The 25,916-nt window shown below is 63.7% G+C and carries 28 protein-coding genes; 16 read left to right on the top strand and 12 right to left on the bottom strand.

Annotated features, from left to right (window positions below):
- Nucleotides 1-52 precede the first annotated feature (52 nt).
- From C7451_RS01985 to C7451_RS01950, 8 genes are all read left to right on the top strand, one after another.
- Nucleotides 53-1,090, top strand: a complete 1,038-nt coding sequence (locus C7451_RS01985) for a type III polyketide synthase (RefSeq protein WP_110297279.1) — start codon at nt 53-55, stop codon at nt 1,088-1,090.
- Nucleotides 1,090-1,644, top strand: coding sequence for an isoprenylcysteine carboxyl methyltransferase family protein (locus C7451_RS01980; RefSeq protein ID WP_110297278.1), 555 nt, complete (start codon nt 1,090-1,092; stop codon nt 1,642-1,644). The genes C7451_RS01985 and C7451_RS01980 overlap by 1 nt, the downstream gene beginning before the upstream one ends.
- Before the next feature lie 56 nt (nt 1,645-1,700).
- The gene (locus C7451_RS01975) at nt 1,701-3,164 is read left to right on the top strand and encodes a S41 family peptidase (protein ID WP_110297277.1); all 1,464 of its coding nucleotides are present in this window, start codon (nt 1,701-1,703) and stop codon (nt 3,162-3,164) included.
- A gap of 309 nt (nt 3,165-3,473) precedes the next feature.
- Complete coding sequence (rpiB, locus tag C7451_RS01970; RefSeq protein ID WP_110297276.1) at nt 3,474-3,920, top strand: ribose 5-phosphate isomerase B; 447 nt, start codon at nt 3,474-3,476, stop codon at nt 3,918-3,920.
- Between the two features lie 51 nt (nt 3,921-3,971).
- Entirely contained in the window at nt 3,972-5,282 is a 1,311-nt protein-coding gene (gene glyA, locus C7451_RS01965) for a serine hydroxymethyltransferase (protein ID WP_110297428.1), read from the top strand.
- A 3-nt stretch (nt 5,283-5,285) separates the two neighbouring features.
- The gene (locus C7451_RS01960) at nt 5,286-5,510 is read left to right on the top strand and encodes a hypothetical protein (RefSeq protein ID WP_110297275.1); all 225 of its coding nucleotides are present in this window, start codon (nt 5,286-5,288) and stop codon (nt 5,508-5,510) included.
- 16 nt (nt 5,511-5,526) lie between these two features.
- Nucleotides 5,527-5,988 carry a transcriptional regulator NrdR gene (nrdR, locus tag C7451_RS01955; protein WP_110297274.1) on the top strand — a complete coding sequence of 154 codons (462 nt, stop codon included), beginning with the start codon at nt 5,527-5,529 and terminating at the stop codon, nt 5,986-5,988.
- The gene (locus tag C7451_RS01950; RefSeq protein WP_110297273.1) at nt 5,972-6,724 is read left to right on the top strand and encodes an RNA methyltransferase; all 753 of its coding nucleotides are present in this window, start codon (nt 5,972-5,974) and stop codon (nt 6,722-6,724) included. The genes nrdR and C7451_RS01950 overlap by 17 nt, the downstream gene beginning before the upstream one ends.
- A gap of 169 nt (nt 6,725-6,893) precedes the next feature.
- Here the strand turns inward: C7451_RS01950 and C7451_RS01945 are convergent, their stop codons facing one another.
- On the bottom strand, nt 6,894-7,205 hold the full coding sequence (locus C7451_RS01945; RefSeq protein WP_110297427.1) for a chorismate mutase: 312 nt from the start codon (nt 7,203-7,205) through the stop codon (nt 6,894-6,896).
- A gap of 225 nt (nt 7,206-7,430) precedes the next feature.
- On the opposite strand from C7451_RS01945, the gene rpsD reads away from it, so the two are divergent.
- Entirely contained in the window at nt 7,431-8,045 is a 615-nt protein-coding gene (gene rpsD, locus C7451_RS01940) for a 30S ribosomal protein S4 (protein ID WP_023836510.1), read from the top strand.
- A gap of 60 nt (nt 8,046-8,105) precedes the next feature.
- On the opposite strand, the gene C7451_RS01935 is transcribed toward rpsD, so the two are convergent.
- Nucleotides 8,106-10,022 carry an alpha/beta hydrolase family protein gene (locus tag C7451_RS01935; protein ID WP_167398394.1) on the bottom strand — a complete coding sequence of 639 codons (1,917 nt, stop codon included), beginning with the start codon at nt 10,020-10,022 and terminating at the stop codon, nt 8,106-8,108.
- 270 nt (nt 10,023-10,292) lie between these two features.
- A complete protein-coding gene (locus C7451_RS01930; RefSeq protein ID WP_110297271.1) occupies nt 10,293-11,105 on the bottom strand; it encodes a response regulator in 813 nt (270 codons plus the stop codon).
- Between the two features lie 250 nt (nt 11,106-11,355).
- Here C7451_RS01930 and C7451_RS20160 point away from each other — a divergent pair, with 250 nt between their 5' ends.
- The 3 genes from C7451_RS20160 (at nt 11,356) to C7451_RS01915 (ending at nt 14,274) form a co-directional block, all read left to right on the top strand.
- On the top strand, nt 11,356-11,601 hold the full coding sequence (locus tag C7451_RS20160; RefSeq protein WP_110297270.1) for a NepR family anti-sigma factor: 246 nt from the start codon (nt 11,356-11,358) through the stop codon (nt 11,599-11,601).
- On the top strand, nt 11,601-13,196 hold the full coding sequence (locus C7451_RS01920; protein WP_110297269.1) for a sensor histidine kinase: 1,596 nt from the start codon (nt 11,601-11,603) through the stop codon (nt 13,194-13,196). Before C7451_RS20160 ends, C7451_RS01920 begins: the two co-directional genes overlap by 1 nt.
- A 136-nt stretch (nt 13,197-13,332) precedes the next feature.
- On the top strand, nt 13,333-14,274 hold the full coding sequence (locus tag C7451_RS01915) for a fatty acid desaturase family protein (RefSeq protein WP_110297268.1): 942 nt from the start codon (nt 13,333-13,335) through the stop codon (nt 14,272-14,274).
- A 9-nt stretch (nt 14,275-14,283) separates the two neighbouring features.
- On the opposite strand, the gene C7451_RS01910 is transcribed toward C7451_RS01915, so the two are convergent.
- The 3 genes from C7451_RS01910 to C7451_RS01900 are packed head-to-tail and all read right to left on the bottom strand — an operon-like array spanning nt 14,284 to nt 17,459.
- Nucleotides 14,284-14,853, bottom strand: a complete 570-nt coding sequence (locus tag C7451_RS01910; protein ID WP_110297267.1) for a type 1 glutamine amidotransferase domain-containing protein — start codon at nt 14,851-14,853, stop codon at nt 14,284-14,286.
- 60 nt (nt 14,854-14,913) lie between these two features.
- Complete coding sequence (locus tag C7451_RS01905; RefSeq protein WP_110297266.1) at nt 14,914-15,894, bottom strand: magnesium and cobalt transport protein CorA; 981 nt, start codon at nt 15,892-15,894, stop codon at nt 14,914-14,916.
- Entirely contained in the window at nt 15,891-17,459 is a 1,569-nt protein-coding gene (locus C7451_RS01900) for a lysine--tRNA ligase (protein WP_244181514.1), read from the bottom strand. Before C7451_RS01900 ends, C7451_RS01905 begins: the two co-directional genes overlap by 4 nt.
- 66 nt (nt 17,460-17,525) lie before the next feature.
- On the opposite strand from C7451_RS01900, the gene C7451_RS01895 reads away from it, so the two are divergent.
- From C7451_RS01895 to C7451_RS01885, 3 genes are read left to right on the top strand one after another with little or no spacing between them, the layout of a single operon-like run.
- On the top strand, nt 17,526-20,381 hold the full coding sequence (locus tag C7451_RS01895; RefSeq protein ID WP_110297264.1) for an ATP-dependent DNA helicase: 2,856 nt from the start codon (nt 17,526-17,528) through the stop codon (nt 20,379-20,381).
- Nucleotides 20,378-20,923 (top strand): SixA phosphatase family protein, encoded by a 546-nt coding sequence (locus C7451_RS01890; protein WP_110297263.1) that lies wholly within the window; start codon nt 20,378-20,380, stop codon nt 20,921-20,923. Before C7451_RS01895 ends, C7451_RS01890 begins: the two co-directional genes overlap by 4 nt.
- Before the next feature lie 4 nt (nt 20,924-20,927).
- Complete coding sequence (locus C7451_RS01885; RefSeq protein WP_110297262.1) at nt 20,928-21,458, top strand: GNAT family N-acetyltransferase; 531 nt, start codon at nt 20,928-20,930, stop codon at nt 21,456-21,458.
- Between the two features lie 9 nt (nt 21,459-21,467).
- Here the strand turns inward: C7451_RS01885 and C7451_RS01880 are convergent, their stop codons facing one another.
- The 5 genes from C7451_RS01880 to rpmF all read right to left on the bottom strand — a co-directional run bounded on the left by C7451_RS01880 (nt 21,468) and on the right by rpmF (nt 24,562).
- Nucleotides 21,468-21,851, bottom strand: a complete 384-nt coding sequence (locus tag C7451_RS01880; RefSeq protein ID WP_244181484.1) for a MerR family transcriptional regulator — start codon at nt 21,849-21,851, stop codon at nt 21,468-21,470.
- Nucleotides 21,844-22,143: an integration host factor subunit alpha gene (locus C7451_RS01875; RefSeq protein WP_110297261.1), complete on the bottom strand. Its 300-nt coding sequence runs from the start codon at nt 22,141-22,143 to the stop codon at nt 21,844-21,846. Before C7451_RS01875 ends, C7451_RS01880 begins: the two co-directional genes overlap by 8 nt.
- Before the next feature lie 118 nt (nt 22,144-22,261).
- The gene (locus C7451_RS01870; protein ID WP_110297260.1) at nt 22,262-23,254 is read right to left on the bottom strand and encodes a beta-ketoacyl-ACP synthase III; all 993 of its coding nucleotides are present in this window, start codon (nt 23,252-23,254) and stop codon (nt 22,262-22,264) included.
- A complete protein-coding gene (gene plsX / locus C7451_RS01865) occupies nt 23,251-24,336 on the bottom strand; it encodes a phosphate acyltransferase PlsX (protein ID WP_110297259.1) in 1,086 nt (361 codons plus the stop codon). The genes C7451_RS01870 and plsX overlap by 4 nt, the downstream gene beginning before the upstream one ends.
- Nucleotides 24,337-24,385: 49 nt before the next feature.
- Nucleotides 24,386-24,562, bottom strand: a complete 177-nt coding sequence (gene rpmF / locus C7451_RS01860; RefSeq protein WP_023837736.1) for a 50S ribosomal protein L32 — start codon at nt 24,560-24,562, stop codon at nt 24,386-24,388.
- Between the two features lie 218 nt (nt 24,563-24,780).
- Here rpmF and C7451_RS01855 point away from each other — a divergent pair, with 218 nt between their 5' ends.
- Complete coding sequence (locus C7451_RS01855) at nt 24,781-25,179, top strand: MAPEG family protein (protein ID WP_110297258.1); 399 nt, start codon at nt 24,781-24,783, stop codon at nt 25,177-25,179.
- Nucleotides 25,180-25,231: 52 nt separating this feature from the next.
- Here the strand turns inward: C7451_RS01855 and C7451_RS01850 are convergent, their stop codons facing one another.
- On the bottom strand, nt 25,232-25,909 hold the full coding sequence (locus C7451_RS01850; protein WP_110297257.1) for an MBL fold metallo-hydrolase: 678 nt from the start codon (nt 25,907-25,909) through the stop codon (nt 25,232-25,234).
- Between the last annotated feature and the right edge of the window lie 7 nt (nt 25,910-25,916).

The following is a 25,916-nucleotide window of genomic DNA, read 5'->3' as shown; positions in this document are numbered from 1 at the left end:
ATTCCGCGCGCGGCAGAATCGCTTGCCAAGCGCCGCGCACTGTGACCACCTTATGCCAATGCTTCCCCGCATCCAGTCCATCGCCACCGTCGTTCCCGACCATCAGATCAGCCAGCCGCAGGTCCGCGAGTTTGTGGGGCAGGCGACCGAAAAGGGGCTGAGCCCGCGAATCGCGGCGATCTACGACAGTACCGGGGTCGAAAGCCGCGCAATCGCGCAGCCGCCCGAATTCTATCTGGGTCGCGCCGATTTCCCGCAGCGCAATGCCGTGTATCTCGCCGAGGGGCAGAGCCTCCTCGAGCGCGCTGCAGAACAGGCGCTGGCCGAAGCAAGGCTGGAACCGGAGCAGATCGACGCCATCGTCTGCGTTTCCTCCACCGGCATCGCCACGCCTTCGATGGCGAGCCAGATGATCGCGCCCATGGGCTTTCGCGCCGATGCGCTGACCGTGCCGCTCTTCGGCTATGGCTGTGCGGGCGGCGTGCTGGGGCTGCAGGTGGCGGGCGATCTGGTCCGCGCCGATCCGACCCGCCGGGTGCTGCTGCTGACGGTCGAACTGTGCTCGCTCGCCTTCCGCTTCGGCGACCTTACCAAGAAGGCGATCATCGCCTCCACCCTGTTCGCCGATGGCGCGAGCGCGGTGGTGCTTTCGGCGGCAGGCGATGGCCCGGCGCTTGGGGCTTTCGCGCAGCATACCTGGCCGGGCAGCCGCGCGATGATGGGATGGGATGTCGATGAACTGGGCCTCGGCCTCATATTGTCGCGCGACCTGCCGAGCTTCGTGCGCGAGCATTTCGCGCCGGTGCTCGATGGTTTTCTGACGCGCGAGGGGCTGGACAAGTCGGCGCTCGCCGAACCTGCCTGCCATCCCGGCGGGCGCAAGGTCATCGATGCGCTGGAAGCATATTTCGATCATCTGCGCGGCGGATTGGCGGCGACGCGTGCAGTGCTGGCCGATCATGGCAACATGTCCTCGCCCACCGTGCATTTCGTGCTGCAGCGAATTCTGGCGCGGGGCGATAGCGGCCCGCTGCTGACGACTGCACTCGGTCCGGGCTTTACCGGCGCAATGGGTATCATCCACCGGTGATGGCTTCCCCTGCCCTTGCGCCTCTGGTCTGGACGCCCAGCTGGCCCGCCGCCTGGGCGGTACTTGCATTTCTTACCGCGCAGCGCCTGCTGGAGCTGGTATACGCGCAAAGAAACACGAAGGCGCTGCTGGCGCGCGGCGCAGTGGAGCATGGACGCGGCCATTATCCCGCAATGGTGGCCATCCATGCCACGTTTCTGGCGGCGCTGTGGCTCGGTACGGCACCTGATGCCCCGATGGCCTGGCCGCTGCTGATCGCCTTTGCGCTGCTGCAGGCGGCCAGATTGTGGGTGCTCGCCACATTGGGACCATATTGGACGACGCGGATCATATCAGCGCCCGATTTCCCCCGCATCTCCGGCGGCCCCTATCGCTTGGTGCGCCACCCCAATTACTGGGTCGTGACGCTCGAGATTCTGACCATCCCGCTGATCTTCGGGCATGTGTGGATTGCAGTCGTCTGGACCGGGCTCAACGCCGCGATCCTGTTCGTCCGCATCCGTACCGAAAATGCGGCGTTGCAGATGCGATCGCTGCAAAAACCTGTCGCCTGAACGCCGCTGCCTGCTTACACTGCGGCCCATCATTCCCGCTTCGGATTCTTGGCTCCATGCGTCATTCGATAGGCCTGCTGGCCAGTTCCGCGCTGCTTATCACCGGTTGTGGCGGGGGCGGAGGAAGCGGATCGAGCCCCGCACCCGCACCGGTTGCAAGCGCCCCCGCTCCCGCGCCCGCGCCGACCCCCAGCCCAACCTGTTCGCTGGCCAGCCGCCAGGCCTTTGCCCGCGACGTGATCGACGAGTGGTATCTCTTCCCAGAGCTGGTGGTGACCAGCGCCAATCCTGCCAGCTTCACCACGGTGCAGGGTTATATCGATGCGCTCACCGCCACCGCGCGACAGCAGGGCAAGGACAGGTTCTTCACCTTCATCACCTCGATCGCCGAGGAAAATGCGTTTCTGGCGAGCGGCGAGAGCGCCGGGATCGGCATTCGGCTGGCCATTGACGGCCCCGCACGCCGCGTTCTGATCAGTGAGGCCTTTGAAGGCGCGCCCGGGCTTGCGGCAGGCATCGACCGGGGCGACGAGATCACCGCCATCGGCACCAGCAGCGCAAGCCTGCGCACTGTCAGCGACATCATCGCCGCAGAAGGCTCTGCCGGGATCACCAATGCGCTCGGCCCGAATACCGCTGGCCTTACCCGCGTGCTGCGCATTTCCCGCAATGGCAGCTCGCGGGAGGTCAGCTTGACCAAGGCAGTGTTCGATCTGCCCGCGGTGTCGAGCCGCTACGGCTCGCGGATCATCCAGGACGGCAACCGCCAGATCGGCTATATCAACCTGCGGACCTTCATCTCGTCAGCGGACACGCCGCTGCGCAATGCCTTTTCCAGCTTTCGCGCGGCGGGAATCACCGAGTTCATCATCGATTTTCGCTATAATGGCGGCGGGCTCATCTCGACGGCGGAGCTGATGGGCGACCTGCTCGGCGGCAACCGGACGTCCAGCGATCTCTACTCCGGGGTGCGCTATCGGGCTTCGAAATCCTCGCGCGACGAGAACGTGTTCTTCACCCCGCGCGCAGAATCGGTGAGCCCGGTAAAGATAGCCTTTATCGGTACCAGCGCCACCGCCTCTGCCAGCGAACTGGTGATCAATTCGATGGCGCCCTATCTTGGCCGCAACCTCGCGCTGATAGGGGCGAACACGTTCGGCAAACCTGTAGGCCAGATTGCGCTGGATCGCAGCGCCTGCGACGACCGTATCCGCGTGGTCGCATTCAGCTCGGTCAACTCTCGCGGCCGGGGCGATTATTTCAACGGCCTTGCCAGCACGCTCGATGTCACCTGCCAGGCGGCGGACGACCTTACAAGGCCCCTGGGCGATCCGCAGGAAGCCTCGATCCGCGGCGCGCTCGATTTCCTTGCCGGACGCAGCTGCACCGCGATCACCCTGAGCGGCCCGGCGGGCAATATCGCGGGCCAGACGCAGCGCGGCATGATCGCCATCGACCGGCAGCTTCTGGTGCCCGATGCACCCAGCCCGGCACAGCGCGAGGTGCCGGGACTGTTTTGATCGCTCCACGCAAAAGCCCTCCCCCTCGATGGGGGAGGGTTTGGGTGGGGGTGATGGGGCAAGCTGACGCCTCCGCGCCCTGTTCGCACTCCGCCCAGCGACCACCCTTACCGCTGCGGCTCGGCAGCCAGCTGCAGAGTCTCGCGGTCTCTCCCATCGAGGGAGAGGCGTGAGTGAGAGGATCAGGCCCCGAGTCACAAAACTGTCGCCGACCCACAATCACTGGTGGCATCGCACGCGTCGCTCGCCTAGATAGCGCGCGACGCGGGATTCGACCCGCCAGCCCATCAGAAGAGATCGCAGCGAACGATGACCACCCCGCCCGTCAAGATCGCCCTGGCATCGGACCATGCCGCCGTCGCACTCAAGGCAGAACTTGCCGACTGGCTGCGCGACCAGGGCCATGACGTGACCGATCTCGGCCCCGACACCACCGACAGCGTCGATTATCCCGATTACGGCTTCAAGCTGGCCGATCATGTCGCGTCGGGCGCGGCGGAATTCGGCGTGGCCTTGTGCGGATCGGGCATCGGCATTTCGATTGCGGTCAACCGCAATCCCGGCTGCCGCTGCGCGCTCATCTCGGACAGCCTGTCCGCGCGCCTGTCGCGCCAGCACAACAACGCCAATGTCATCGCCATGGGCGCGCGTCTGATCGGCATCGATGCCGCCAAGGACTGCCTGTCCGCCTTTCTTGCAACGCCGTTCGAAGGCGGCCGCCACGAACGCCGCGTGGCCAAGCTGACCCCGGCCTGATACACAGACGATCACGTCCACCGCCAGATCAATTCCCTGATGGAGCCTGAAATGTCGACCAACACCGCGCTCAATGAAATCCGATCCTCCGGCTTTTTCAGCGAAGGACTGGCCGTGACCGACCCTGCCGTCGCTGCCGCGATCGCCAAGGAAGTGCGCCGCGAGAAGAAGCAGATCGAGCTGATCGCTTCGGAAAACATCGTCTCCAAGGCGGTGCTGGAGGCCCAGGGTTCGGTCTTCACCAACAAATATGCCGAAGGCTATCCCGGCAAGCGCTATTATCAGGGCTGCGCGCCATCGGACGATGTCGAGAGCCTGGCGATCGAACGCGCCTGCAAGCTGTTCGGTGTGGGATTTGCCAATGTGCAGCCGCATTCGGGCGCGCAGGCCAATGGCGCGGTGCTGCTGGCGCTGATCAAGCCGGGTGATACGATCCTGGGCATGTCGCTCGACGCGGGCGGTCACCTCACGCACGGAGCGCGCGCGGCGATGTCGGGCAAGTGGTTCAACGCCGTGCAATATGGCGTCACCCCCGACACGCACCTGATCGACTATGACGAGGTTCGCCGCCTGGCGCTGGAGCACAAGCCGAAGCTGATCTTCGCGGGCGGCTCGGCCTATCCTCGTCACATCGATTTCGCCAAGTTCCGCGAGATTGCCGATGAGGTCGGCGCCTATCTGCATGTCGACATGGCGCATTTCGCAGGGTTGGTCGCAGCCGGCGTCCATCCCTCGCCCTTCCCGCACGCGCATGTCGCGACGACGACCACGCACAAGACGCTGCGCGGCCCACGCGGCGGTATGATCCTGACCGATGACGAGGCGCTGGCGAAGAAGCTGAACTCCGCCGTGTTCCCCGGGCTGCAGGGTGGCCCGCTGATGCACGTCATCGCCGCCAAGGCCGTGGCCTTTGGTGAGGCGCTTACCCCCGAGTTCAAGAGCTATTCGCGCGCGGTGATCGAGAATGCCAAGGCGCTGGCCAGCCGCCTCAAGGAACGTGGCGCAGATCTGGTCGCCGGCGGCACCGACACGCACCTGGCGCTGATCGACCTGCGTCCGCTGGGCGTTACCGGCAAGGACGCCGACGAGGCGCTCGAGCGTGCCGGGATTACCTGCAACAAGAACGGCATTCCGTTCGATCCGCTGCCGCCGACCAAGACCAGCGGCATCCGCGTCGGCTCGCCCGCAGGCACCACGCGCGGCTTTGGCGTCGCCGAATTCCGCGAGATCGGTGACATGATCGCCGATGTGCTCGACGGCTTGCGCGCCAAGGGCGAACATGGCGACCCCGAGGTCGAAGCCGCCGTGCGCCAGCGCGTCGAGGCGCTGTGCGACCGCTTCCCCATCTATCCGGAGCTCTGAACCATGCAGAATCCCGACGATCCGAACAATTCGGGCGATCTGATCGCCGACGCGCGCGAAGAGATCGTGGGCATGGCCAAGCAAGGAATGGCCCATCCTTCGACCAAGCCGGTGCTGACCGCGGGCGCAATCGGCGCGGTGGCAGGCGCGGTGCTGCCCGTCGTCAGCTGGCCGGTCGGCCTGCTCGCAGGTGCTGGCTTCATGCTCTACAAGCGCCTGCGCCCCTGAAGGCTGACGCTTCAACATGAGATGCCCGTTCTGCGCGCACGAAAACAGCCAGGTCAAGGATAGCCGCCCCACCGAAGACGGGGCAGCCATCCGCCGCCGCCGCCAGTGCGAAAGCTGCGGCGCGCGGTTCACCACGTTCGAACGCATCCAACTGCGCGACATCATGGTGATCAAGAGCGAGAACCGCCGCGAGCCGTTCAACCGCGCCAAGATCGAGAAATCTGTCGCGGTCGCCTGCCGCAAGCGGGGCATCGACCAGGAGCGGATCGACCAGCTCGTCTCGGGCATCCAGCGCCAGATCGAGACTTCGGGCGAGAATGAAATCCCCTCGCGCGAGATTGGCGGGATGGTGATGGATGGGCTGCGGATGCTGGACAGCGTTGCCTATATCCGCTTCGCTTCCGTCTATCGCGATTTCAGCGAGGCGAAGGATTTCGAGGAATTTGCAAGCACGGTGAAGGATGTCGGCGGTGCCTGATACGCTGGTTGCGCCGCCCGTCTTCATCCTCGTCCGTCCGCAGCTTGGCGAGAATATCGGCAAGGCGGCGCGGGCGATGCTCAATTTCGGGCTCACCGATATGCGCCTCGTCGCGCCGCGCGATGGCTGGCCCAATCCATCGGCAGGTCCGGCAGCCTCGGGTGCGGATGTCGTGCTCGAACGCGCGCAGGTGTTCGAGACGGTCGCAGAGGCCGTCGCAGACTGCCATCATGTCTATGCCACCACGGTGCGCAAGCGCGGCGTCACCAAGCCCGTCGTCACGCCCGAGGCAGCCGCGCGCGCGATGGTGACCGCTCCAGGCCGCAGCGCCATCCTGTTCGGCCCCGAACGTTCGGGGCTGGAAACCGATGACGTCGCCATTGCGCACGATATTCTGACCGTGCCGATCAACCCGGAATTCGGATCGCTCAACCTGGCCCAGGCTGTGATTCTGGTCGCCTATGAATGGTCCAAGACCGGCGGCCAGGGCCTTGCATCCCCGCCGCAGGTCGATCTCGATCCGCCCGCGCCGATGGAGGAGTTGGACGGCATGTTCGACCAGCTGTGCGGCGTGCTCGAGGAGAAGAACTATTTCTTCCCCGAAAGCCGCGCTGCCGTGAGCCGCCGGACCCTGCGCAACCTCGTCACCAAGCCGCAATGGAACAGCAACGAGGTACGCACCTTCCGCGGCGTGCTGAGCACGCTCGCCAAGCCGCCCCGCAAGCCGGTGAGTTGAGCATAAGCCCACCCCCTTGATGGGGGAGGGTATGGGTGGGGGTGACCGGGCCGGATGATAGCTCGGCGCCAGACCGCACCATCACCCTCACCGCTTCGGCTAGGCTCCTTCGTCGCCAAGCCTCGCTGCCTCTCCCATCAAGGAAGAGGCGTTGCTGCACCCCATCAGGTCAGCGCCGCAGCAATTCCCAATGCTCGCCTTCATAGGCGATCGAGGCTTCGACCAGCCGTTCCCAGAAGTCCGCGACCAGCCCGACCGGCACGCCAAGCTCGAACGCTGCTTCCTTGGCTTGCGCGATGACCTGCGCCTTGCGCGCCTCGTCGCGAACCATGGCGCGTTCGGGCTTGATCCGGGCGGCGGCGCGCATATAGCCGAAGCGTGTGGCGAGCAGTTCCACCAGCTCGCGGTCGAGCGCATCGACGCCGGCGCGCACTTCGGTCATGGTCTGGCAGTCTTCGGGCGATTTGATCGTGTCTGACATGGGCCATGCGATAGCCGTGCCCGCCTGCGCTGTCGAGCCAGCCGCGCGCCCTTGACTCTCGCGTGCCTCTTCGCCATAGGCCGCGCTTCGCAATTGGCCCTGCACCCCGGTGAAGCAGCGGCCGCATGGCGCACATTCGGCACCATGGCGCGATTCCGGGACTGGAAGCCACAGCATCAGGCTGTGGTTCGTCTGAGACTCAGACAGCAAATTGGAGAATGACGCGTGTCCAAACGCAACAGTGCAAAGTACAAGCTCGATCGCCGCATGGGCGAGAACATCTGGGGCCGCCCCAAGTCGCCCGTCAACAAGCGCGAATACGGCCCCGGCCAGCACGGTCAGCGCCGCAAGGGCAAGATGTCCGACTTCGGCCTGCAGCTCCGCGCCAAGCAGAAGCTGAAGGGCTATTACGGCGAAATCACCGAAAAGCAGTTCAAGAAGAACTATACCGAAGCCAGCCGCATGAAGGGCGACACCAGCCAGAACCTGATCGGTCTGCTGGAACAGCGCCTCGACATGGTCGTCTATCGCGCCAAGTTCGCGCCGACCATCTTCGCTGCGCGCCAGATCGTCAGCCACGGCCATATCCGCGTCAACGGCGTGAAGTGCAACATCGCCTCGCGCAAGGTGAAGCCGGGTGACGTCGTGTCGCTGGGCAAGAAGGCGCAGGAAATGGCGCTGGTCATCGAAGCCCAGGGCCTGGCCGAGCGCGACATCCCCGATTATGTCGCCCCCGATGGCACCGACAAGGTCACCTTTACCCGCATTCCGACGCTGGACGAAGTGCCCTATCCGGTGAAGATGGAACCCAATCTGGTCGTCGAATTCTATTCGCGCTGATCCGGTTCAATACCGACAGAGATACGAAAAAGGCGGGCCGCAAAGCCCGCCTTTTTTGTGTCACTGGGCTGCAAATGCCTTTTCCAGAAAGGCAATGCTGGTGCGCAGCATCCCTGCCCGAAGCGCGCTGTCCTCAAGATAATGATCGCGGTTCTTGAAAACCTGCAATTCGGACTGCTTGCCTGCAGCCTTCAACTTGTCGTCCATTAGCCTGGCATGCCCGACATCGACGTTGCGATCGATATCGCCGTGAAACATCAGCACCTTTGCCTTGAACCTGTCTGCATTGCGCGCAGGCGAACCTTGCTCGATATGCGGACCATCGCCGACGTATTCAGCGACCTGCGCGAAATCGGACCAGTTACGGCGATCTGCCTTGAGCCTGTCCAGATCGGTCACCGGTGCGACGGCGATGACGGCCTTGAAAAGGTCGGGCTCCATAACGTTGGATTGCAGCGCCGCATAGCCGCCATAGGACCATCCGAAGATCGCTAATTTCTTGGGATCGGCCCCATTGCTCACCATCCAGTGCCCGGCGTCATTGACATCGCCGATGGCAGTTTTCCAGCTCTTGAATCCGTTCTCCTGGAACCATTGTTCGCCATAACCCGCCGAGCCGCGAAAATTGGGCTGGATCACGGCATAGCCTGACTGCGCAAAGAACTGCACCATCCAGTCGAAACGCCATGTGTCGCGCGATTCCGGTCCACCGTGCGGCATGACAATAGCAGGCAGGCCCTTCATGTCTGCTTTGCCAGGTGGGAGTGTCAGATAGCCGGGCACCATCGTACCATCACGCGCAGGATAGGTAATCGGCTTCATCGCGCTCAGCGCCAAGCCTTCCACATCGGGGCGCACAGCCAGGAGCTGAGCGAGGGTCTTGGCATCCCGATCGAACAGAAAAAAGCGCCCTGGATGGGTGTCGCTGCCCGCCCAGATCAGCATCTTGCGTTCATCCTCGGTCGAATCGATGATATTCACCAGCGGCAGATTCGGGATGGCGCGGGACAGCGCTGCTCGCATCTTCTCGATGTCAGCGTCGAGATAATGGACCTGGGTCGTATCAGTGACATAGCGCACACCGATGACCCGACTGCGGCGGCCGATGCGAACAAAGCCCGCAATATCGACCTCAGGATGTGCATAGACCAACGTTTCCGTGCCGCTGCCATCAAGGCTGTAGCTATAAGCGGCCATGCGGCCATCCTTGCGCTTCAAGCCGTAAGCCAGATTGGTCTTCGCATCGACGGCGACCGCCCGAAAGGTCGTTTCCGTTGGATCGGTGACCACCATCGGCAACCAGTCGCGGCTATCGGGCTTGCGATAGTAGTAATTGTAGCGCCCCGAGTCATATCTGCCTTCCAGAATGCGGTGGGCCTTGATCCGGACATTGCCATAGCCGTCGGAAATATAGCGGCGGGCGTCCTGTTTGGGCTGTTCCACCGACTTCGATTGCAACGTGCGGGTATCGACCAGATCGACGCCGATACCAATCTTCGATTGCGAAATAAGAGTGCTGGTCCCGGCGGCACTGATCGTGGTCTGCGGCAGATATTCGCGCATGACCAGAACATGGCCATCCTCGGCCGGGTTCCAGTCGATGACATCCCCGCCGTAAAGAGCAAGGCCCAATTGCTGGCCGGTACCGGTTTTGCGCAGTTCCAGGACCTTGGGCTCGCCGCCTGCCGCATCGACAGAGACCATCCGCGACACGTAGGTTGCGTCACCGAGCAGGTCCATCGAGGCGAAAACATCGCACATCAGACGCGTGTTGCCGACCCACTTGCATGAGCCGAGCCGGTTGGGTTCTCCATCCAGCTTCAGCACCGCCCTAGGTGTTTCGGGGGCGGGCAGAAGATCAACGACCATCAGCATAGATCCTTGCCCGGTGATCGGCTTGATAAAGGCAAGTTTGCTGCCATCGGGCGACAGGCTGGCGTCCTGGACCATCTCGCGCGACCCGAAAGCTGCGGCCATATCGTCGGCCCTAGAAGTAGTCCTCTCGGCTGGTTGATCCTGTGCAATGCCCCCCACTGGCGCAACCGCCGCAAGCAATCCCGCAGCAAGTCCCGCAACTCTGAAATAAAACTGCATCCCCACCCCGTTCGAGAAATAGTGATATTTATCAAAGCTGACAAAATCATCATCAGCGGGCAAGCAAAATGTGTCGATCTAAACAAAAAAGGCGGACCCGAGGCCCGCCTTTTCGCTCGATCTATTTTCCTTCATAATGAAGGCATTTTTTAGTCACACCGTTTCAGGATCGAAGAAGAACAAAGCCTGGCTGATCGCCGCGCGCACCGTGTTCCGGTGGAAGGGCTTGGTGATCAGGAAGGCAGGTTCCGGACGCTCGCCGGTGAGCAGGCGTTCGGGGAAGGCGGTGATGAAAATCACGGGCACGTCGATCTCGCGCAGGATGTCGGCGACCGCGTCGATACCCGAGCTGTCATCGGCCAGCTGGATGTCGGCCAGCACAAGGCCGGGCTTGTCGCGGCGGGCCTGTTCCACGGCCTCGTCGCGCGTGACCGCAATGCCCGTCACGTCATGGCCCAGATCGCGCACGATCGTCTCGATATCCATCGCGATGATCGGCTCGTCCTCGATGATCAGCACCTTGGCCTTGATCTGGCTGTCGATCTCGCTCAGCGCCTCGCTGACCAGGCTCGAGACGGTGCGGTCGTCAAGGCCCATCAGATAGGCAGTATCGGAATTCGAGAAGCCTTCCATCGCGGTCAGCAGAAGCGCCTGTCGCGACAGCGGCGGAATGCGACGCAGACGCTGTTCGGCCAGCAGGCGGCGCGAATCATCATCGGCATCGGGATAGGCATCGAAACTGTCGGCTTCCTCGCGGTCATCATGGGTCGAGCCCCAGATCACCTGGAACACCCGGTACAGACCGAGCCGTGCGTCGACGTCGCTGGGAAACTGATCAGGTGCGGCGATGATGGCCTGCAGCGTTGCCTTTACATAGGCATCGCCATGATGCTGGTCGCCTGCGAGCGCCCGGCTATAGCGCCGCAACAGGGGAAGATGGGGAGCGAGCGTCTGGCCCAGGGACATGCAGTGAAACTCCTTTTTCGGCTGGTGCCGTGTCTATGACCTTCGGCCCCCCGTGTCAAAACACGGGGCGCGAAGCGATGCCGGATGTGAAAGCAGACAAACCGAACCTCGCGTAAGGAACAATCCGCGCCGCAGTTTGTTTCCTTCCCTGAGACGTTTATGCACAATCCCGCACTATTTTGCGGGCTTGGCAGGGTTGGGACGGCTTGCTAAGCCCATTTCGGGACGGAATTTCAACAGGCGGGATGGGATGCTCGTGCATCGTAACAATGACGATCAGTCCGGCGGCGACAAGCCTGCGAAAGGCACGCCGGAGACCAAACCGCATCTTGTTGATGACAGCATGGCGGCCGGCGATGCCGAGGAAGCGGGCGCGTCCGTCGGTGACGATGGCAAATCCCACCTTATCGGTGATGCCCTGAAGTCTGTGTACCAGCGGACGCTGGAAGAGGAGATTCCAGACGACTTTCTGGATTTGCTCAAGCAGTTGAAATAATGCGCAGGACAGACCGGGCGCACATTCCCTTTCTTGCGCCCATGGCGCGCCTGTCGATCGGCACCAGACTGTTCCTCATTCTGGCGATCGCCCTGCTGCCGCTTGCGCTTGGATCGGTGATCGCCAACCGCAGCCTGGCAGATACAGCCAATGACGAGCGTAATCGGCTGCTGCAGAAAAATGTCGACGATGCAGCGCTCCGGCTGAATGCCGCGATAGAAAATGACCTTGCCATCCTCGGCGCGGCCTCTTCGCAGATCGCGCTGGGTGAAGACCCGGCCAAGATCTGCCTCAACCTGCGCGAGCAGCTGGGCAACCAGCAAACCCGCTTCGCCGCGCTGCTTTATGCTGCCAATAGCGGGCCGCCATCCTGCCAGATCGGTTCGGTGCCGCGTGCCTTGCGCGAAGTCGGCGCCAATGCTGCTGCTCCGGCGGCGACCCTGGCAGTGCCGGCCAATGGCGCCATCTTTGCGACCCGTGGCCGCGTATCGGTGGCTCGCGCCGTTGCCTTCTATTCGGCCGACAGTCTGTTCACGCTGTCAGATCCGGTCGACGACGTCCCGCTGTCGCAATTCGACCTTCGAAGCCAGACCGCAGTCCTGCCGCTGACCGAAATCCCGGAAAACTGGCAGCGCCGGCTGAATGCGCTGATGACGGCACAGACGGTCGTTGCAGGCCTGCATCTCGATCTGCGCTATGTTCGGCCCAAACAGTCTCCGCCAGAATTTCTGGCGCAGACCATTCCGTTCATCACCTTGCTGGCAGCCGCCATCATCGGTTGGCTGGTCGTCAATGTGATGCTGATCCGCCCGCTCACCCAATTGCAGCGCAAGGTGCGCCTGTACGAGATCGGCGAGCAGATGGCGCCCATGGAAAAGACGGCGTTCAACGCCAGCGAGATCGAGGAGCTCGACCAGGGGTTCGTGGCTCTTGCCCACAAGGTCTCGGTCGACCGCGAAGCGCTGGACGAGGGATTGAAGCAGCAGGTGATGCTGACCCGCGAGGTCCACCATCGGGTCAAGAACAACCTGCAGATCATCGCCAGCCTGATCAACCTGCACGCGCGGACTGCCGACTCCGATCCTGCCAAGCTGGCGTACGGCAAGATTCAGCGCCGCGTGGATGCGCTCGCCGTCGTTCATCGCAACCATTTTGCCGGCAACGAACGGAGCGAGGGTATCAATCTTCGCGCACTGGTCGGCGAGCTGGCCGGCAGTTTCGAGCATGCCGACAATGTTCATGGTGGCGACGGTCCCGACATCATGATCGATATCGACAATGTTCATGTCAGCCAGGACGTGGGCGTGCCGATTGCATTCCTGCTGACCGAGGTGCTCGAGCTCATTCATCTGACGCGCCCGGATGCGCCGATCCGGATTTCGGCAGTGCGCAAGAGCGACGACCCGACCAAGATCGTGCTGAGGGTCGCCTCGCCCGCGCTGGGTCCGAACCCCGAACTGGAAGCGATGCTTGCCGACGGCATAGATCGGGTGATGACCGGTCTTGCCCGTCAGCTTCGCGCCCCGCTCGAGCGCGACACGGCCTTCGAATGCATTGCCATCGCGGTACCTGTATTCGTTCCCGCCAAGGGCTGACTAGGCTGTCCTGTTAGCGGAATTGGTCCCCCTGACCCGGTCTGGACACCTGGTGATATGACCGGGTTGGCGGCTGGCGGCTGCAATGCTAGACTGACGCTAACGTAAAGCGTGTGTAGTGCATCAGGAGAGAGACATGGCGCTGATGAAGGCCGCCAACCCGTCGCAGATTTTCGGACGCGAGGTGTTCCGCGAACTGACCGCCGTTTCGCGCTGGAAGGGCCTTGCCCTGGTCGCGCATGCGTGGATCACCATCATCGCGCTCGCCTGGGGCGCGGCCTATCTCGCAACCTGGTGGGCATGGGGTCTTGCGATCGTGCTGATAGGCGGGCGGCAGCTGGGTCTGGCGATCCTGATGCACGAAGGCGCGCACGGCCTGCTCCACCCCAACCGCGCGGTGAACAACTGGGTCGGTCAGTGGGTCACGGGCGTCCCGATGGGTACGGACCTGCACGCCTATCGCACCTATCACCTGACGCACCATCGCTACACGCAGCAGCCCGAAGACCCGGACCTCTCGCTGTCCGCCCCCTTCCCCACCACGCGTGCCAGCCTGATGCGCAAGGTGTTCCGCGACCTGACCGGCCAGACTTTCCTGAAGCAGCGTGGCGCGCAACTGGCCATGGCATTGAAGGGGCTGAGCCCGGGCGCGAAGGAGCAGAACCTGTTCATCGGCAAGGTGACGCTGCGTTTTCTTGCAGCGCAGGTCGTGCTGATCGGGCTATCGTTGGCGACCGGGCTGGGCGTGCTGCCCTATCTGATCTGGCTGATCGCCATGGCTACGACCTTCCAGCTGTATCTTCGCATCCGCAATATCGCGGAACATGCCTGCACGACGACCGGCAGCGAAGACCCTTTCACCCATGCGCGCACGACCTACGCGAACTGGCTGGAGCGAGCGACGGTCGCGCCCTATTGGGTCAACTTCCATAGCGAGCACCACCTGTTCATGGGTGTGCCCTGCTACAATCTGCCGCGCGCGCATCGCATGCTGATAGAGGCCGGCCATGCCGGGCGGATGACCATCGCGGCCGGCTATCCGGCCGTCATGCGGCAGGTGGTGAAGCCTGCCGCATGATATCAAGCGTCACACATATTCGGTGCGGGCGCCCGTCTTTTCGCTGACCATTTCAGCGATTGCCCTGCCGAAGGCGGGCAGATCGTCCGGGCAGCGGCTGGTGATGAACCGCCCGTCGATCGCCACTTCCTGGTCGACGAAATTCGCGCCGGCATTCTTGAGGTCGGTGACGATCGACTTGTAGCAGGTCATCGTCCTGCCCTTGGCAAGGCCGGCCTCGACAAGCAGCCAGGGCGCGTGGCATACGGCAGCGATGGGTTTGCCGGCATCGGCAAAAGCCTTGATCAGCGCGAGCGCCTCATCGTTTACCCGCAGCAGATCAGGGTTGATCTGGCCACCCGGCAGCACCAGCGCGTCATAATGTTCGACCCGCGCGCCCGAAAGCGGCGCGTCGACGCTGACGCTCTGGCCCCAGTCGTCGCCCTTCCAGCCCCTGATCTCGCCGCCTTCCGGCGAGACGATGGTGACGTCCGCGCCCGCGCCCTTGAGGTCGTCGCGCGGCTGGATGAGTTCGGATTCCTCGAAACCATGGGTGGCGAGGATGCAGATCTTGCGATCGGAAAGATCGGGAAGGCTCATGGGATATTCTCCGTATTGATGGGGTTCATTACCCCTACGGCCCCGCGCCTCAGGCGTTCCCTATAGCCACTTGGCCCATTTGAAGCGGACATAGAGCCCGACACAGATTGTCACCATTGCACCGACCACCAGAAAATAGCCGTGCCGCCATTCCAGCTCGGGCATGTACTTGAAATTCATCCCGTAAATCCCGGCAATCGCGGTCGGCACCGCCAGGATCGCGGCCCAGGCGGCGAGTTGGCGGGTGATGACGCCCTGGCGCTGCTGCTCGAGCAGCCCGCTCGTCTCGATCACTGAGGTCAGCGTGTCGCGCAGGCCCGCGACGCGATAATCCGCACGACGGACATGGTCGTGCAGGTCACGGAAATAGGGGTGGATGTCGGTATCGATCTGCGGCAGTTCGAGATGCATGCAGCGGTTGGCAACATCTTGCATCGGGCTCAGCACGCGCTGCAACCGGAACAGGTCGCGCCGCAGCGAAAACAGTTGCGCGGTCTCCTCGCGATCGAGGAACGCATCGAGCGAGCGGTCTTCGATGCCCAGCACCTTGTCCTCGAGCGTATCGATCACCTCGAGATAGCCGTCGACGATAAAGTCGAGGATCGCGTGCAGCACGAAATCCGATCCGCGCTTGAGCAGCCGGGGCGTCGCCTCCAGCTTGTGGCGCACCGGACTGTGATCGCGCAGTGATCCGTGCCGCACGGTGACGATGAACTGCCGCCCCATGAAGATCGCGGTGTTGCCGTAGGTGATCGCAGTGTTGCTGTCGCTCTCGTCGAGATGCACGGTGCGCGCGACCGCGAACAGATGCTCGCCATAAGGCTCGATCTTGGGCAGATGCCGCCGGTCGAGCGCATCTTCCACCGCCAGCGGGTGCAAACCGAGCTGTGACTGGATCGGCAACAGTTCGGCCTCGGTCGGCTCGTGCAGCCCGATCCATAGCAGGTCCGCCGGATCGTCAAGCGCCGGCAGCGGCTGCGCGAGGTCCAGATCGCGCACCCGCTCGCCATCGCGATAGAGCCGCGCGGCGATGACCGTCATGCAGCCTCGACCGGCCGCCCCAGCGCTTCGGCGATGAGCTTGCGGGTATTGGCGATGCCGTAGAGCGCGATGAAGCTGCCCATGCGCGGTCCCTGCTCGCTGCCCAGCAGCGTCTCGTACAAGGCCTTGAACCAGTCGCGCAGATTGCCGAAGCCATAGGCCTCGTCCTTGCCAATGGCATAGACGATGTTCTGGATATCCTCGGCGCTGGCGTTTTCGGGCAGCTCGGCCAGCTCGTTGTCGAGCCGGGTTAGCGCGTCGATCTCGGCCCCCTCGGGCCAGCGGCGCTTGAGCGTCGGGGCGATGAAGTCACGACCATAATTGACCGCATTCTCGATCAGCCCATCAAGCTCGGGATGCGTCTCGGGCGAGACCCCCGGCGCATATTTCTGCACGAAGCCCCAGACCAGATCCTTGTCGTCCATGCCCGGCAGGCTGACGACATTGAGCAGCAGCCCGAAGCTCACCGGCGGGCTGCCCGCGGGCACGTCGCCGGCATGAATATGGTGCGCGGGGTTGCCCAGCCGCTTGTCGGCATCCTGGCCGTGCCAGTTGTCGCGGAACTGGAAATATTCGTCCACTGCGCGCGGAATGACGCCCAGATGCAGCTGCTTGGCCGCCTTGGGCTCGCGGAAGATGTAAAAGGCCAGGCTGTTCTCGCTGCCGTAACGCAGCCATTCCTCGATCGACAGGCCGTTGCCCTTGGACTTGGAGATCTTCTCGCCCTTTTCGTCGAGGAACATCTCGTAGATCATGCCCTCGGGCTTCTGGCCGCCGAGCACGCGCGCGATCTTGCCCGATTGCACGCCGCTATCGGTCAGGTCCTTGCCGTACATCTCGTAATCGACGCCGAGCGCGACCCACCGCATCGCCCAGTCGACCTTCCATTGCAGCTTCGCGCCGCCCGAGAGCACCGATTGCTCGATCGTCTCACCATCGTCGACAAAGCGAACGATTCCCGCCTCGGCATCGACCACCTCGACCGGAACCTGCAGCACCACGCCCGATTTGGCGCTGATCGGCATGATCGGGGAATAGGTCGCAGCGCGTTCGGCGCGCAGCGTCGGCAGCATGATGTCGAGGATCGCCTGATAGTTGCGCAGCACCCCACGCAGCGCCTCGTCGAACACGCCGCTCCGGTAACGCTCGGTCGAGGAGACGAACTCGTAATCGAAGCCGAACTGGTCGAGGAACGCGCGCAGCATCGCGTTGTTGTGGTGTGCAAAGCTTTCGAACTTGCCGAACGGATCGGGGATCTGCGTCAGCGGCTTGCCGAGATGGCTGCGCAACATGTCCGGATTGGGCACATTGTCGGGTACCTTGCGCAAGCCGTCCATATCGTCGCTGAACGCTACCAGGCGCGTCGGCGCGCCGTCGGTCAGCACCTCATAGGCGCGGCGCACCAGGGTCGTGCGGAACACCTCCTGGAACGTGCCGATATGCGGCAGGCCAGAGGGGCCATAGCCGGTCTCGAACAGCATCGGTCCTTGGCGCTCGGGCTTGCCGTTCGGGTAGCGTTTCAGCAGCTTGCGCGCCTCTTCGAACGGCCATGCCTTGGATCGCATTGCAGCTTCGCGATAGGCGCTCACGCTTGTTTCCTTTTCGTTCCGATGTCGCCATAAGGGCGGATAATGATCGCTTCCCTAAACTTTCCAGCCCTGCATGCAAGCCATAGCGCGATCTGGTTCGCTCATCCGGGCGAGCCTGCGGTGCGCATCTCCAAGGGCGAGGCGATCGCCCGCGCGGCCGAGACGCCGCTGATCATGCTCAACGCGCCTCTGGTGGCGCAGCGGCTCGGATACCCTGAGCTTTCCGGGTTGGATCTGCTCGAGCTGTTCGCCTTCGTGCACCCCGCGCAGTTCATGGTGCCGACGCCGATGGGGCTGGCCAAGGCATTACAGCTCCCTCTCCCCTTTAGGAGGGAGGGTTGGGGAGGGGGGCCGTCGCCAACACTGGATTTGCAGTCCCCTCTCCCTTCGCCGCTTCGCGGCTCTTCCCTCTCCCCCGAAGGGGAAAGGGCAGAAGGGCAACTCCCCGAATCCGCCATTCCCGCCCTGCTGCACGCCGCCGCCGAGGCGCTGATCGCCACGCTCGAACGCTCCGACTGGCCGCAGCGCGAGGGCGCGTGGACCGGATTGCAGGCGCTGAGCCGGCTGCGCTGGCCCTGGGCGGGAGTAGCATCCAGACACCTCAAGCAACCGGAAAAAGCCGAGCGCTGGCTGTTCTCGCGCCTGCCCGAATGGGAGGAACAGCCCCCTCGCCCGCAACCGCGCCAGGTCACGCTGGCGGAGAACGACGCCGAGGCGCAGCTTGAAGCGCTGACTGGCGAAGGGGCCGAACGGCGCGAGGGCCAGCGCCAGTTCGCGCGCACCGCCAGCCACATCTTCGCCCCGCGCGAAAAGCGCGCCGAACCGCACATGCTGCTGGCCGAAGCGGGCACCGGCATCGGCAAGACCCTGGGCTATCTCGCGCCTGCCTCGCTCTGGTCGCATGCGGCAGGCGGCACGGTGTGGATTTCCACCTATACCAAGGCGCTGCAGCGCCAATTGTCGCGCGAGACCGAGCGCATCTATGCCGGCGAAGCCGAGTTCCGCAAGCGTGTGGTCATCCGCAAGGGGCGCGAGAATTATCTCTGCCTGCTCAACCTTGAGGACGCGCTGCAGGGCGGGTTCCAGAACCGCGCCGCCGTGCTTGCACAACTGGTCGCGCGCTGGGCGGCCTATAGCCGCGATGGCGACATGATCGGCGGCGACCTGCCTGGCTGGCTGACCACATTGTTCCGCCGCGCGGGCGTCACCGCGCTCACCGACCGGCGCGGCGAGTGCGTCTATGCCGGCTGCCCGCATTACCGCAAATGCTTCATCGAGCATGCCGCACGGTCGAGCCAGAATGCCGATCTGGTCATCGCCAACCACGCGCTGGTGATGGTCAACGCCGCCCGCGCGCGCGAACAGCAGGGCCGCCCGACGCGGATCATCTTCGACGAGGGCCATCATCTGCACGATGCCGCCGACTCGATGTTCGCGGTCGCGCTCACCGGGCAGGAAACGGTCGAGATGCGCCGCTGGGTGATGGGGCCGGAAGGCAAGTCGCGCGGACGCAGGCGCGGGCTTGCCGCGCGCCTCTCCGATGTCGCCTCCTATGACGAGCTCGGCGGGCGCGCGATCGAGGCGGCGCGGATCGCAGCGGAAGCGCTGCCCGGCGAAGGCTGGCTGGCGCGCATCCGCGAGGGGACTCCCTCGGGCGAGATCGAACAGCTGCTCGCCGCGATCCGGGGCACCGTCTATGCCCGCGACGAGAGCGGCGCGGAGGATGCAGGCTATGGCCTCGAGACCGAACTTGCCGAGCTCGACGGCCCGCTGATCGCCGCCGCGATGGAGGCCGCGCGCGCGATCCATGCCTTGCACCAGCCGCTGGTGGCGCTGGGCCGCAGGCTCGAAATCCTGATCGAGGACCCACCCGACTGGCTTGACGGCCCGGCGCGGGCGCGGATCGAAGGCGCGATCGCCTCGCTCGGCTGGCGGATCGATCTGCTGGCCGCCTGGGCGTCGCTGCTCGGGCGGATCGGCGGACCTGCGGACCCCGATTTCGTCGACTGGCTGGCGCTCGACCGGGTAGAGGGGCGCGAATACGATATGGGGCTGCACCGGCGTTGGCTCGATCCCGGCAAACCGCTCGCCGAAGCCGTGATCAAGCCGGCGCATGGCGTGCTGGTCACTTCGGCGACGCTCAAGGCCGGCGAGGACTGGACCCCGGCGATGATGCGCACCGGCGCGGTGCATCTTGAAAAGCCGCCCGAGCTGTTCGAGGCGCGCAGCCCGTTCGATTATGCCAACCAGGCCGAGGTGCTGATCGTCACCGATGTGAAGCGCGGCGATATCGCCGGGCTGGCCGGCGCCTATGGTCGGCTGATCGAGGCCGCAGGTGGTGGCGCGCTTGGACTGTTCACCGCGATCAAGCGGCTGCGTGCGGTGCATGGCCGCATCGCCGACAGGCTCGCCCAATCGGGCCTGCCGCTCTACGCGCAGCATGTCGACCCGATGGAGACCGGGACTTTGGTCGACATCTTCCGCGACGATCCGCGCGCCTCGCTGCTCGGCACCGACAGCTTGCGCGACGGGGTGGACGTGCCCGGCGATTCGCTGCGGCTCGTCATCATGGAAGGCGTGCCCTGGCCCAAGCCCGACATATTGCACCGCGCGCGCAAGCTCGCGGGCGGCGGCACGCAATATGACGACATGATCATCCGCGCACGTCTTGCCCAGGCGTTCGGACGACTGATCCGCAGAGCCGACGATCGCGGGCGTTTCGTGATGCTCTCCTCCGCCTTTCCCTCGCGCCTGCTCAGCGCCTTTCCACCCGGCACGCCGGTGCGACGAGTGACGCTTTCAGAAGCTTTACAAGCGGTGCAATCTGGCGTTTCTGCGCAACCGTTACAGGGCGCGCGAATCGATCCCGTGACGGGACCGGGGGGAGAGATGCGATGAAGAGGCTGACCTTGCTGCGGCACGCCAAATCGGACTGGCTGGACCGCTCCTTGCGCGATTTCGACCGCCCGCTCAACGCGCGGGGCCTCAAGGGCGCCAAGGCCATGGGTTATTATGCCGCCGAGAAGAAGATGGTGTTCGACGCGGTCGTCGCCTCTCCTGCCGTACGCGTCACCGAGACGATCGACCATTTTGAAACCGCCTATGGTCAGACGCTGCATCCCGACTGGGACCGGCGAATCTATCTTGCCTCGTCGGTGACGCTCATTGATGTGCTGCGCGGGGTGAATGACAGCGCGAACCATGTGCTGATGGTCGGGCACAATCCTGGGCTCGAGGACCTTGTGTTCGATCTGGTCCCCGATGATGGCAGCAGCCCCCTGCGCGATGTGGTCGAGGAGAAATTCCCGACCGCCGCGCTGGCGATCATGGACTTGAGCATCGACAGCTGGGCCAAGCTCGACAACCGCACCGCAAAGCTGATCGAGGTGACGCGTCCGCGCGATCTGGACCCCGAACTGGGGCCGCAGGACGACGACTGACACCATGGCGAAAGCGCTGCCCGATACGATCCTGCGCCGCGCAGGGCCGGACGATGCCGCCAAGCTGGCGCTGATCGGCTCGGCCACCTTTCTCACCGCCTTTGCGCATGACCATCCCGGCCAGGCGCTGATCGACCATTGCAGCTTCGAGCATGGTGCGGCCCGCTATGCCGCCTGGCTCGACAAGCCCGAATATGCCTTCTGGCTGATCGAGACGCCGCTGGGCGCGCCGGTCGGTTATGCGATGATGAGCCCACCCGAACTCGATATCGAGCCCCAGGCAGGTTCCGTGGAACTCAAGCGCATCTATGCGTTGTCAGGCTGGCAGGGCGCGGGGCTCGGCCGCAGGCTGATGGAAGCGGTGATCGAGGAAGCCCGCGCACGCATGGCCAGTTGCCTGTATCTTTGCGTCTATACCAACAATCCCGATGCGCAGCGCTTCTACGAGCGATTCGGCTTCGAACGTGTCGGGCAGCAGCAATTCATGACCGGCAATGTGCCGTTTACCGACTGGATCATGCGCAAGCCGTTGTGATGCGGCGGATCAGGCTGCTTCGAGCGCCTTGGCCAGCCGGTCGCGGATCGCGCGCAATGCCTTGAGATCGATCGCGGGAACATCCGGCGCGGGCGCGGCAACTGGTGCCGGCGCGGGTGGCGCTTTAACGACCTTGCCCGCCAGATACTGGCGCGCGCCGCGCACGGTAAAGCCCTCCTTGTTGAGCAGCCGGTCGATCGTGCGCAGGGTCTCGACATCTTCAGCCCGGTAATAGCGACGCCCTCCGGCACGCTTCAGCGGCTTGACCATATCGAACTGGGCTTCCCAATAGCGCAGGATATGCGGCTTTACCCCCAGCTCGGCCGAAACCTCGCCGATGGTACGCATCGCGCCTTCGGCCTTGCTGCTGGAGATCGAAACCGGATCAGTCACTCGCCATGATCCTTTCCTTCATGATCTGGCTTGCGCGGAACGTGAGCACGCGGCGCGGCGTGATCGGCACCTCGACCCCGGTCTTGGGATTGCGGCCAACACGCTCGCCCTTGTCGCGCAGCAGGAAGGTTCCGAAGCCCGAAATCTTCACATTCTCGCCGCGCTCCAAGGCATCGGTCATGTGATTGAGAACCGATTCGACCATCTGTGCGGCATCGGCGCGCGATAGTCCCAGCTGATGGTTGATCGTGTCGGCCAGATCGGCCCTGGTCAAAGTCCCAACCGAACGCATTGCCCCGTCTCCTAACCCGCTAAGGCGCAAAGACTAGCTGATGCACGTTATAAACGCAAACTGGTGCTATGTAAAAACAGTGCGAATAGAGGGTTTTGGACGACAAAATTGCGTGAGGTTAATAGCGAATTACAGCCGCGCCCCATGTAAGCCCTCCACCCATCGCTTCGAGCACCAGCAGATCGCCCCGGCAAATCCTTCCGTCCCGGACCGCTGTGTCGAGCGCGAGCGGAACCGAGGCGGCAGAGGTGTTGGCGTGCTGATCGACGGTGATGACCACCTTTTCCGGCGGAAGACCAAGCTTGCGCGCCGTGGCGTCGAGGATGCGGGCATTGGCCTGGTGCGGCACCACCCAGTCGATATCGGCACTGGTCAGGCCCAGCCGGTGCAGCACCTGCTCCATGACTTCGGCCAGGTTGACCACGGCATGACGGAACACCTCGCGTCCCTTCATCCGTACCTTGCCGACCGTTCCGGTGGTCGAGGGCCCGCCATCGACATACAGCAGATCGTGATGCCGGCCATCGGAGTGCAGTTCGGTGGTGAGTATACCGCGCGCAGCGATATCGCCTTCTGCCGCCTGCTCCAGCCCCAGCACGACCGCACCCGCGCCATCGCCGAACAGCACGCAGGTGCCGCGATCTTCCCAGTCGAGAATGCGGCTGAAGGTTTCCGCCCCGATCACCAGCGCGCGCTTCGCCATTCCGGTGCGCAGCATGCTGTCGGCGACGCTCAGCGCATAAAGAAAGCCCGAACACACCGCTGCGACGTCAAAGGCAATGCCGCCGGTCATGCCAATTGCCGCCTGTACCTTGGTCGCGGTCGCGGGGAAGGTATGATCGGGCGTGGCCGTGGCCAGAACGATCAGGTCGATATCCTCGCCCTCAAGCCCAGCCGCCGCTAGCGCAGCACGCGAGGCATGGATCGCGAGCGAGGATGTCGTCTCGTCGGGAGAGGCGATATGGCGGAACTTGATACCGGTCCGTTCGGTGATCCATTCGTCCGAAGTGTCGACGGTTTCGGCCAGCTCGGCGTTGGAAACCCGCTTGGCGGGCAGTGCCGATCCTGTGCCCAGAATGACACTGCGCGTCGCAGGAGCCTGAAAAGTCATTTGGGAAAACCGTCCGATCCTTGGCTGCCCGATCCGCTGGCAGCGACGCCGTTGCTGGCAATCGCGCTGGTATCGAAATCCTTGAGCACATCGCCGATGCGCTGCGTGATATTGTCCTCGACCAGACGTGCGGCAACCTCGACCGCATTGGCCACGCCCTTGATGCTGGCCGAACCATGGCTTTTCACCACCACGCCATTGAGGCCCAGGAACACCGCGCCATTGTGATTGTTCGGGTCGAGATGATGCTTGAGCAATTCGGTCGCGGGGCGCGAGATCAGGAAGCCGATCTTGGAACGCAGCGAAGACTGGAAGCTGCGCTTGAGCAGATCGGTGACGAACCGGGCCGTGCCTTCCAGCGCCTTCAGCGCGATATTGCCCGAAAAGCCGTCGGTCACGACCACATCGACATCGCCGCGCGAGATCTTGTCCGCTTCGGTAAAGCCCTGGAAATGCATCGGCAGGTGCGTTGCGGCACGCAGCGCGGCGGCGGCATCGCGAAGCGCCTCGGTGCCTTTCGACTCCTCGGTGCCGATATTGAGCAGGCCGGTGCGCGGGCGTTCGAAGCCGAAGATGATCTGCGAATAGACCGCGCCCATGATCGCGAACTGGACCAGGTTGCGCGCATCGCACTCCGTGTTCGCGCCCAGATCGAGCATCACCATGTCGGTGTCCTCGAGCGTCGGCAGCAAGGCGGCGAGCGCGGGCCGGTCAATGCCCGGCATGGTGCGCAGCGCGAGCTTGGCCATCGCCATCAGCGCGCCGGTGTTTCCGGCGCTTACAGCCGCGCTGCAATCGCCAGACTTCACCGCCTGGATGGCGAGACCCATGGAACTGTTCTTGGATTTGCGCAGCGCCTGGCTCGGCTTGTCCTCACCCTTCACCACCTCTTCGGTGTGCAGGATCTCGGACGCAGCGCGCAGATTGGGGTGATTGTCCAGGCCCGCCTTGATCTGCTTCTCGTCGCCGACCAGCAGAAAAGTGAAGCGCTCGTGGCGGTGGCGCGCCTCGGCCGCCCCGCCCAGCATCACCCGCACGCCTTCATCACCGCCCATCGCATCGATCGCGATCCGCGGCTTCATCGGCACCGGTTAATCCCCCTGAAAAAGTGCAAAGACCGTCTGATAAGGATCAGGCGACTTCGAGCACCTCACGGCCGTTATAATGGCCGCATGCGCCGCAGACATGGTGCGGGCGCTTCAGTTCACCACAGTTGGAGCATTCGCTGAACGCATCGATCGTCAGCGAATCGTGGCTCCGGCGCATGCCGCGCTTGGAGGGCGAAGTTTTTCTCTTAGGAACAGCCATGGCAGCCTGCTAACCTTAAATTGCTTGTCTATCAATGCGATATTGCCATGCCATCCGATCAGGAAGCCACTGGCGCGGCTTGCCGGAGGAGCGACAAGGCCCATTCGCGTGCGAAGGCGGGGCTATAGCGAAAATCTCGTGCGTTGCAAGCTTTGTCACGCTACCCCGCTGCGGAAATGGTCACCGCACAGGTGGCCTGCACCAGAGGGGACACTCACATGAACTTGCCGCTGACACTGACCATGGCCGCCGCCGCCGGATTGATCAACCTGTGGCTCGCCATCCGCATAGGCCAGGTACGCACCAGCCAGAAGGTTTCCGTGGGCGATGGCGGCAACGAGTTCGTCATCCGCCGCATGCGTGCGCAGGCCAATTTCGTCGAATACACACCCTTCGTGCTGATCCTGATCGGCGCGCTGGAATGTTCGGGCCATGCCGCGACCTGGCTGTGGGCGGTGGGCGTCGTCTACATGATCGGCCGCCTGGCGCATGGCCTGGGCATGGATGGCGGCGCATTCAAGCTGGGCCGGATGATCGGCACGCTGACCTCGATGCTGACGCTGCTGGGCTTGTCGGGCTATGCGATCTATGTTGCGAGCGTGATGCCGGTGAGCTAACCTTCTCGCTTCCTGCTCAAAAAGCTCCCCTCCCTGACCAGGGAAGGGAGCCTCAAGCCAGTACGTGGTCCGCGACAAAGCCGTTGCGCTGGCGTTCGAAGCCGAAATTGCTCGTCGGGCCATGGCCTGGCACGAACACGGTATCGTTGCCCAGCGGCCAGAGCTTCTGCGTAATCGAATCGATCAGATCCTTGTGGTTGCCGCGCGGAAAGTCGGTTCGGCCGATCGAGCCTTGGAACAGCACATCGCCGACGATCGCTAGCTTCGACGGCGCATGGTGGAACACGATGTGCCCCGGCGTGTGGCCGGGACAATGGATCACGTCGAGCACCAGATTGCCGACGGTGACAGTATCGCCGTCCTTCAGCCAGCGATCGGGTTCGAACACGGAACCTGCAATCCCGTAATTGCGGCCATCATCGTCGAGCCGCGAGATCCAGAACCGGTCTTCCTCGTGCGGCCCCTCGATCGGCAGGCCAAGCTCCTTGGCGAGCGTACCGGTCTCGCCGCAATGGTCGATATGGCCATGCGTCACCAGCAGCTTTTCCAGCGTGACGCCTGCCTGCGCCACAGCGGCCTTGAGCTTGGGCAGATCCCCGCCCGGATCGACTAGAGCGCCCTTCATCGTCTGAGTGCACCACATCAGGGTGCAGTTCTGCTGCAACGGCGTCACCGGAATGATCGCGGCACGAAGCGGCGGCTGGGCGGAATTGGCGGATGCGTCGGTCATGGGGAGT

This window comes from Blastomonas natatoria, assembly GCF_003201955.1.
Taxonomy (GTDB): domain Bacteria; phylum Pseudomonadota; class Alphaproteobacteria; order Sphingomonadales; family Sphingomonadaceae; genus Blastomonas; species Blastomonas natatoria.
This window is presented reverse-complemented; position numbering and strand designations above follow the sequence as displayed.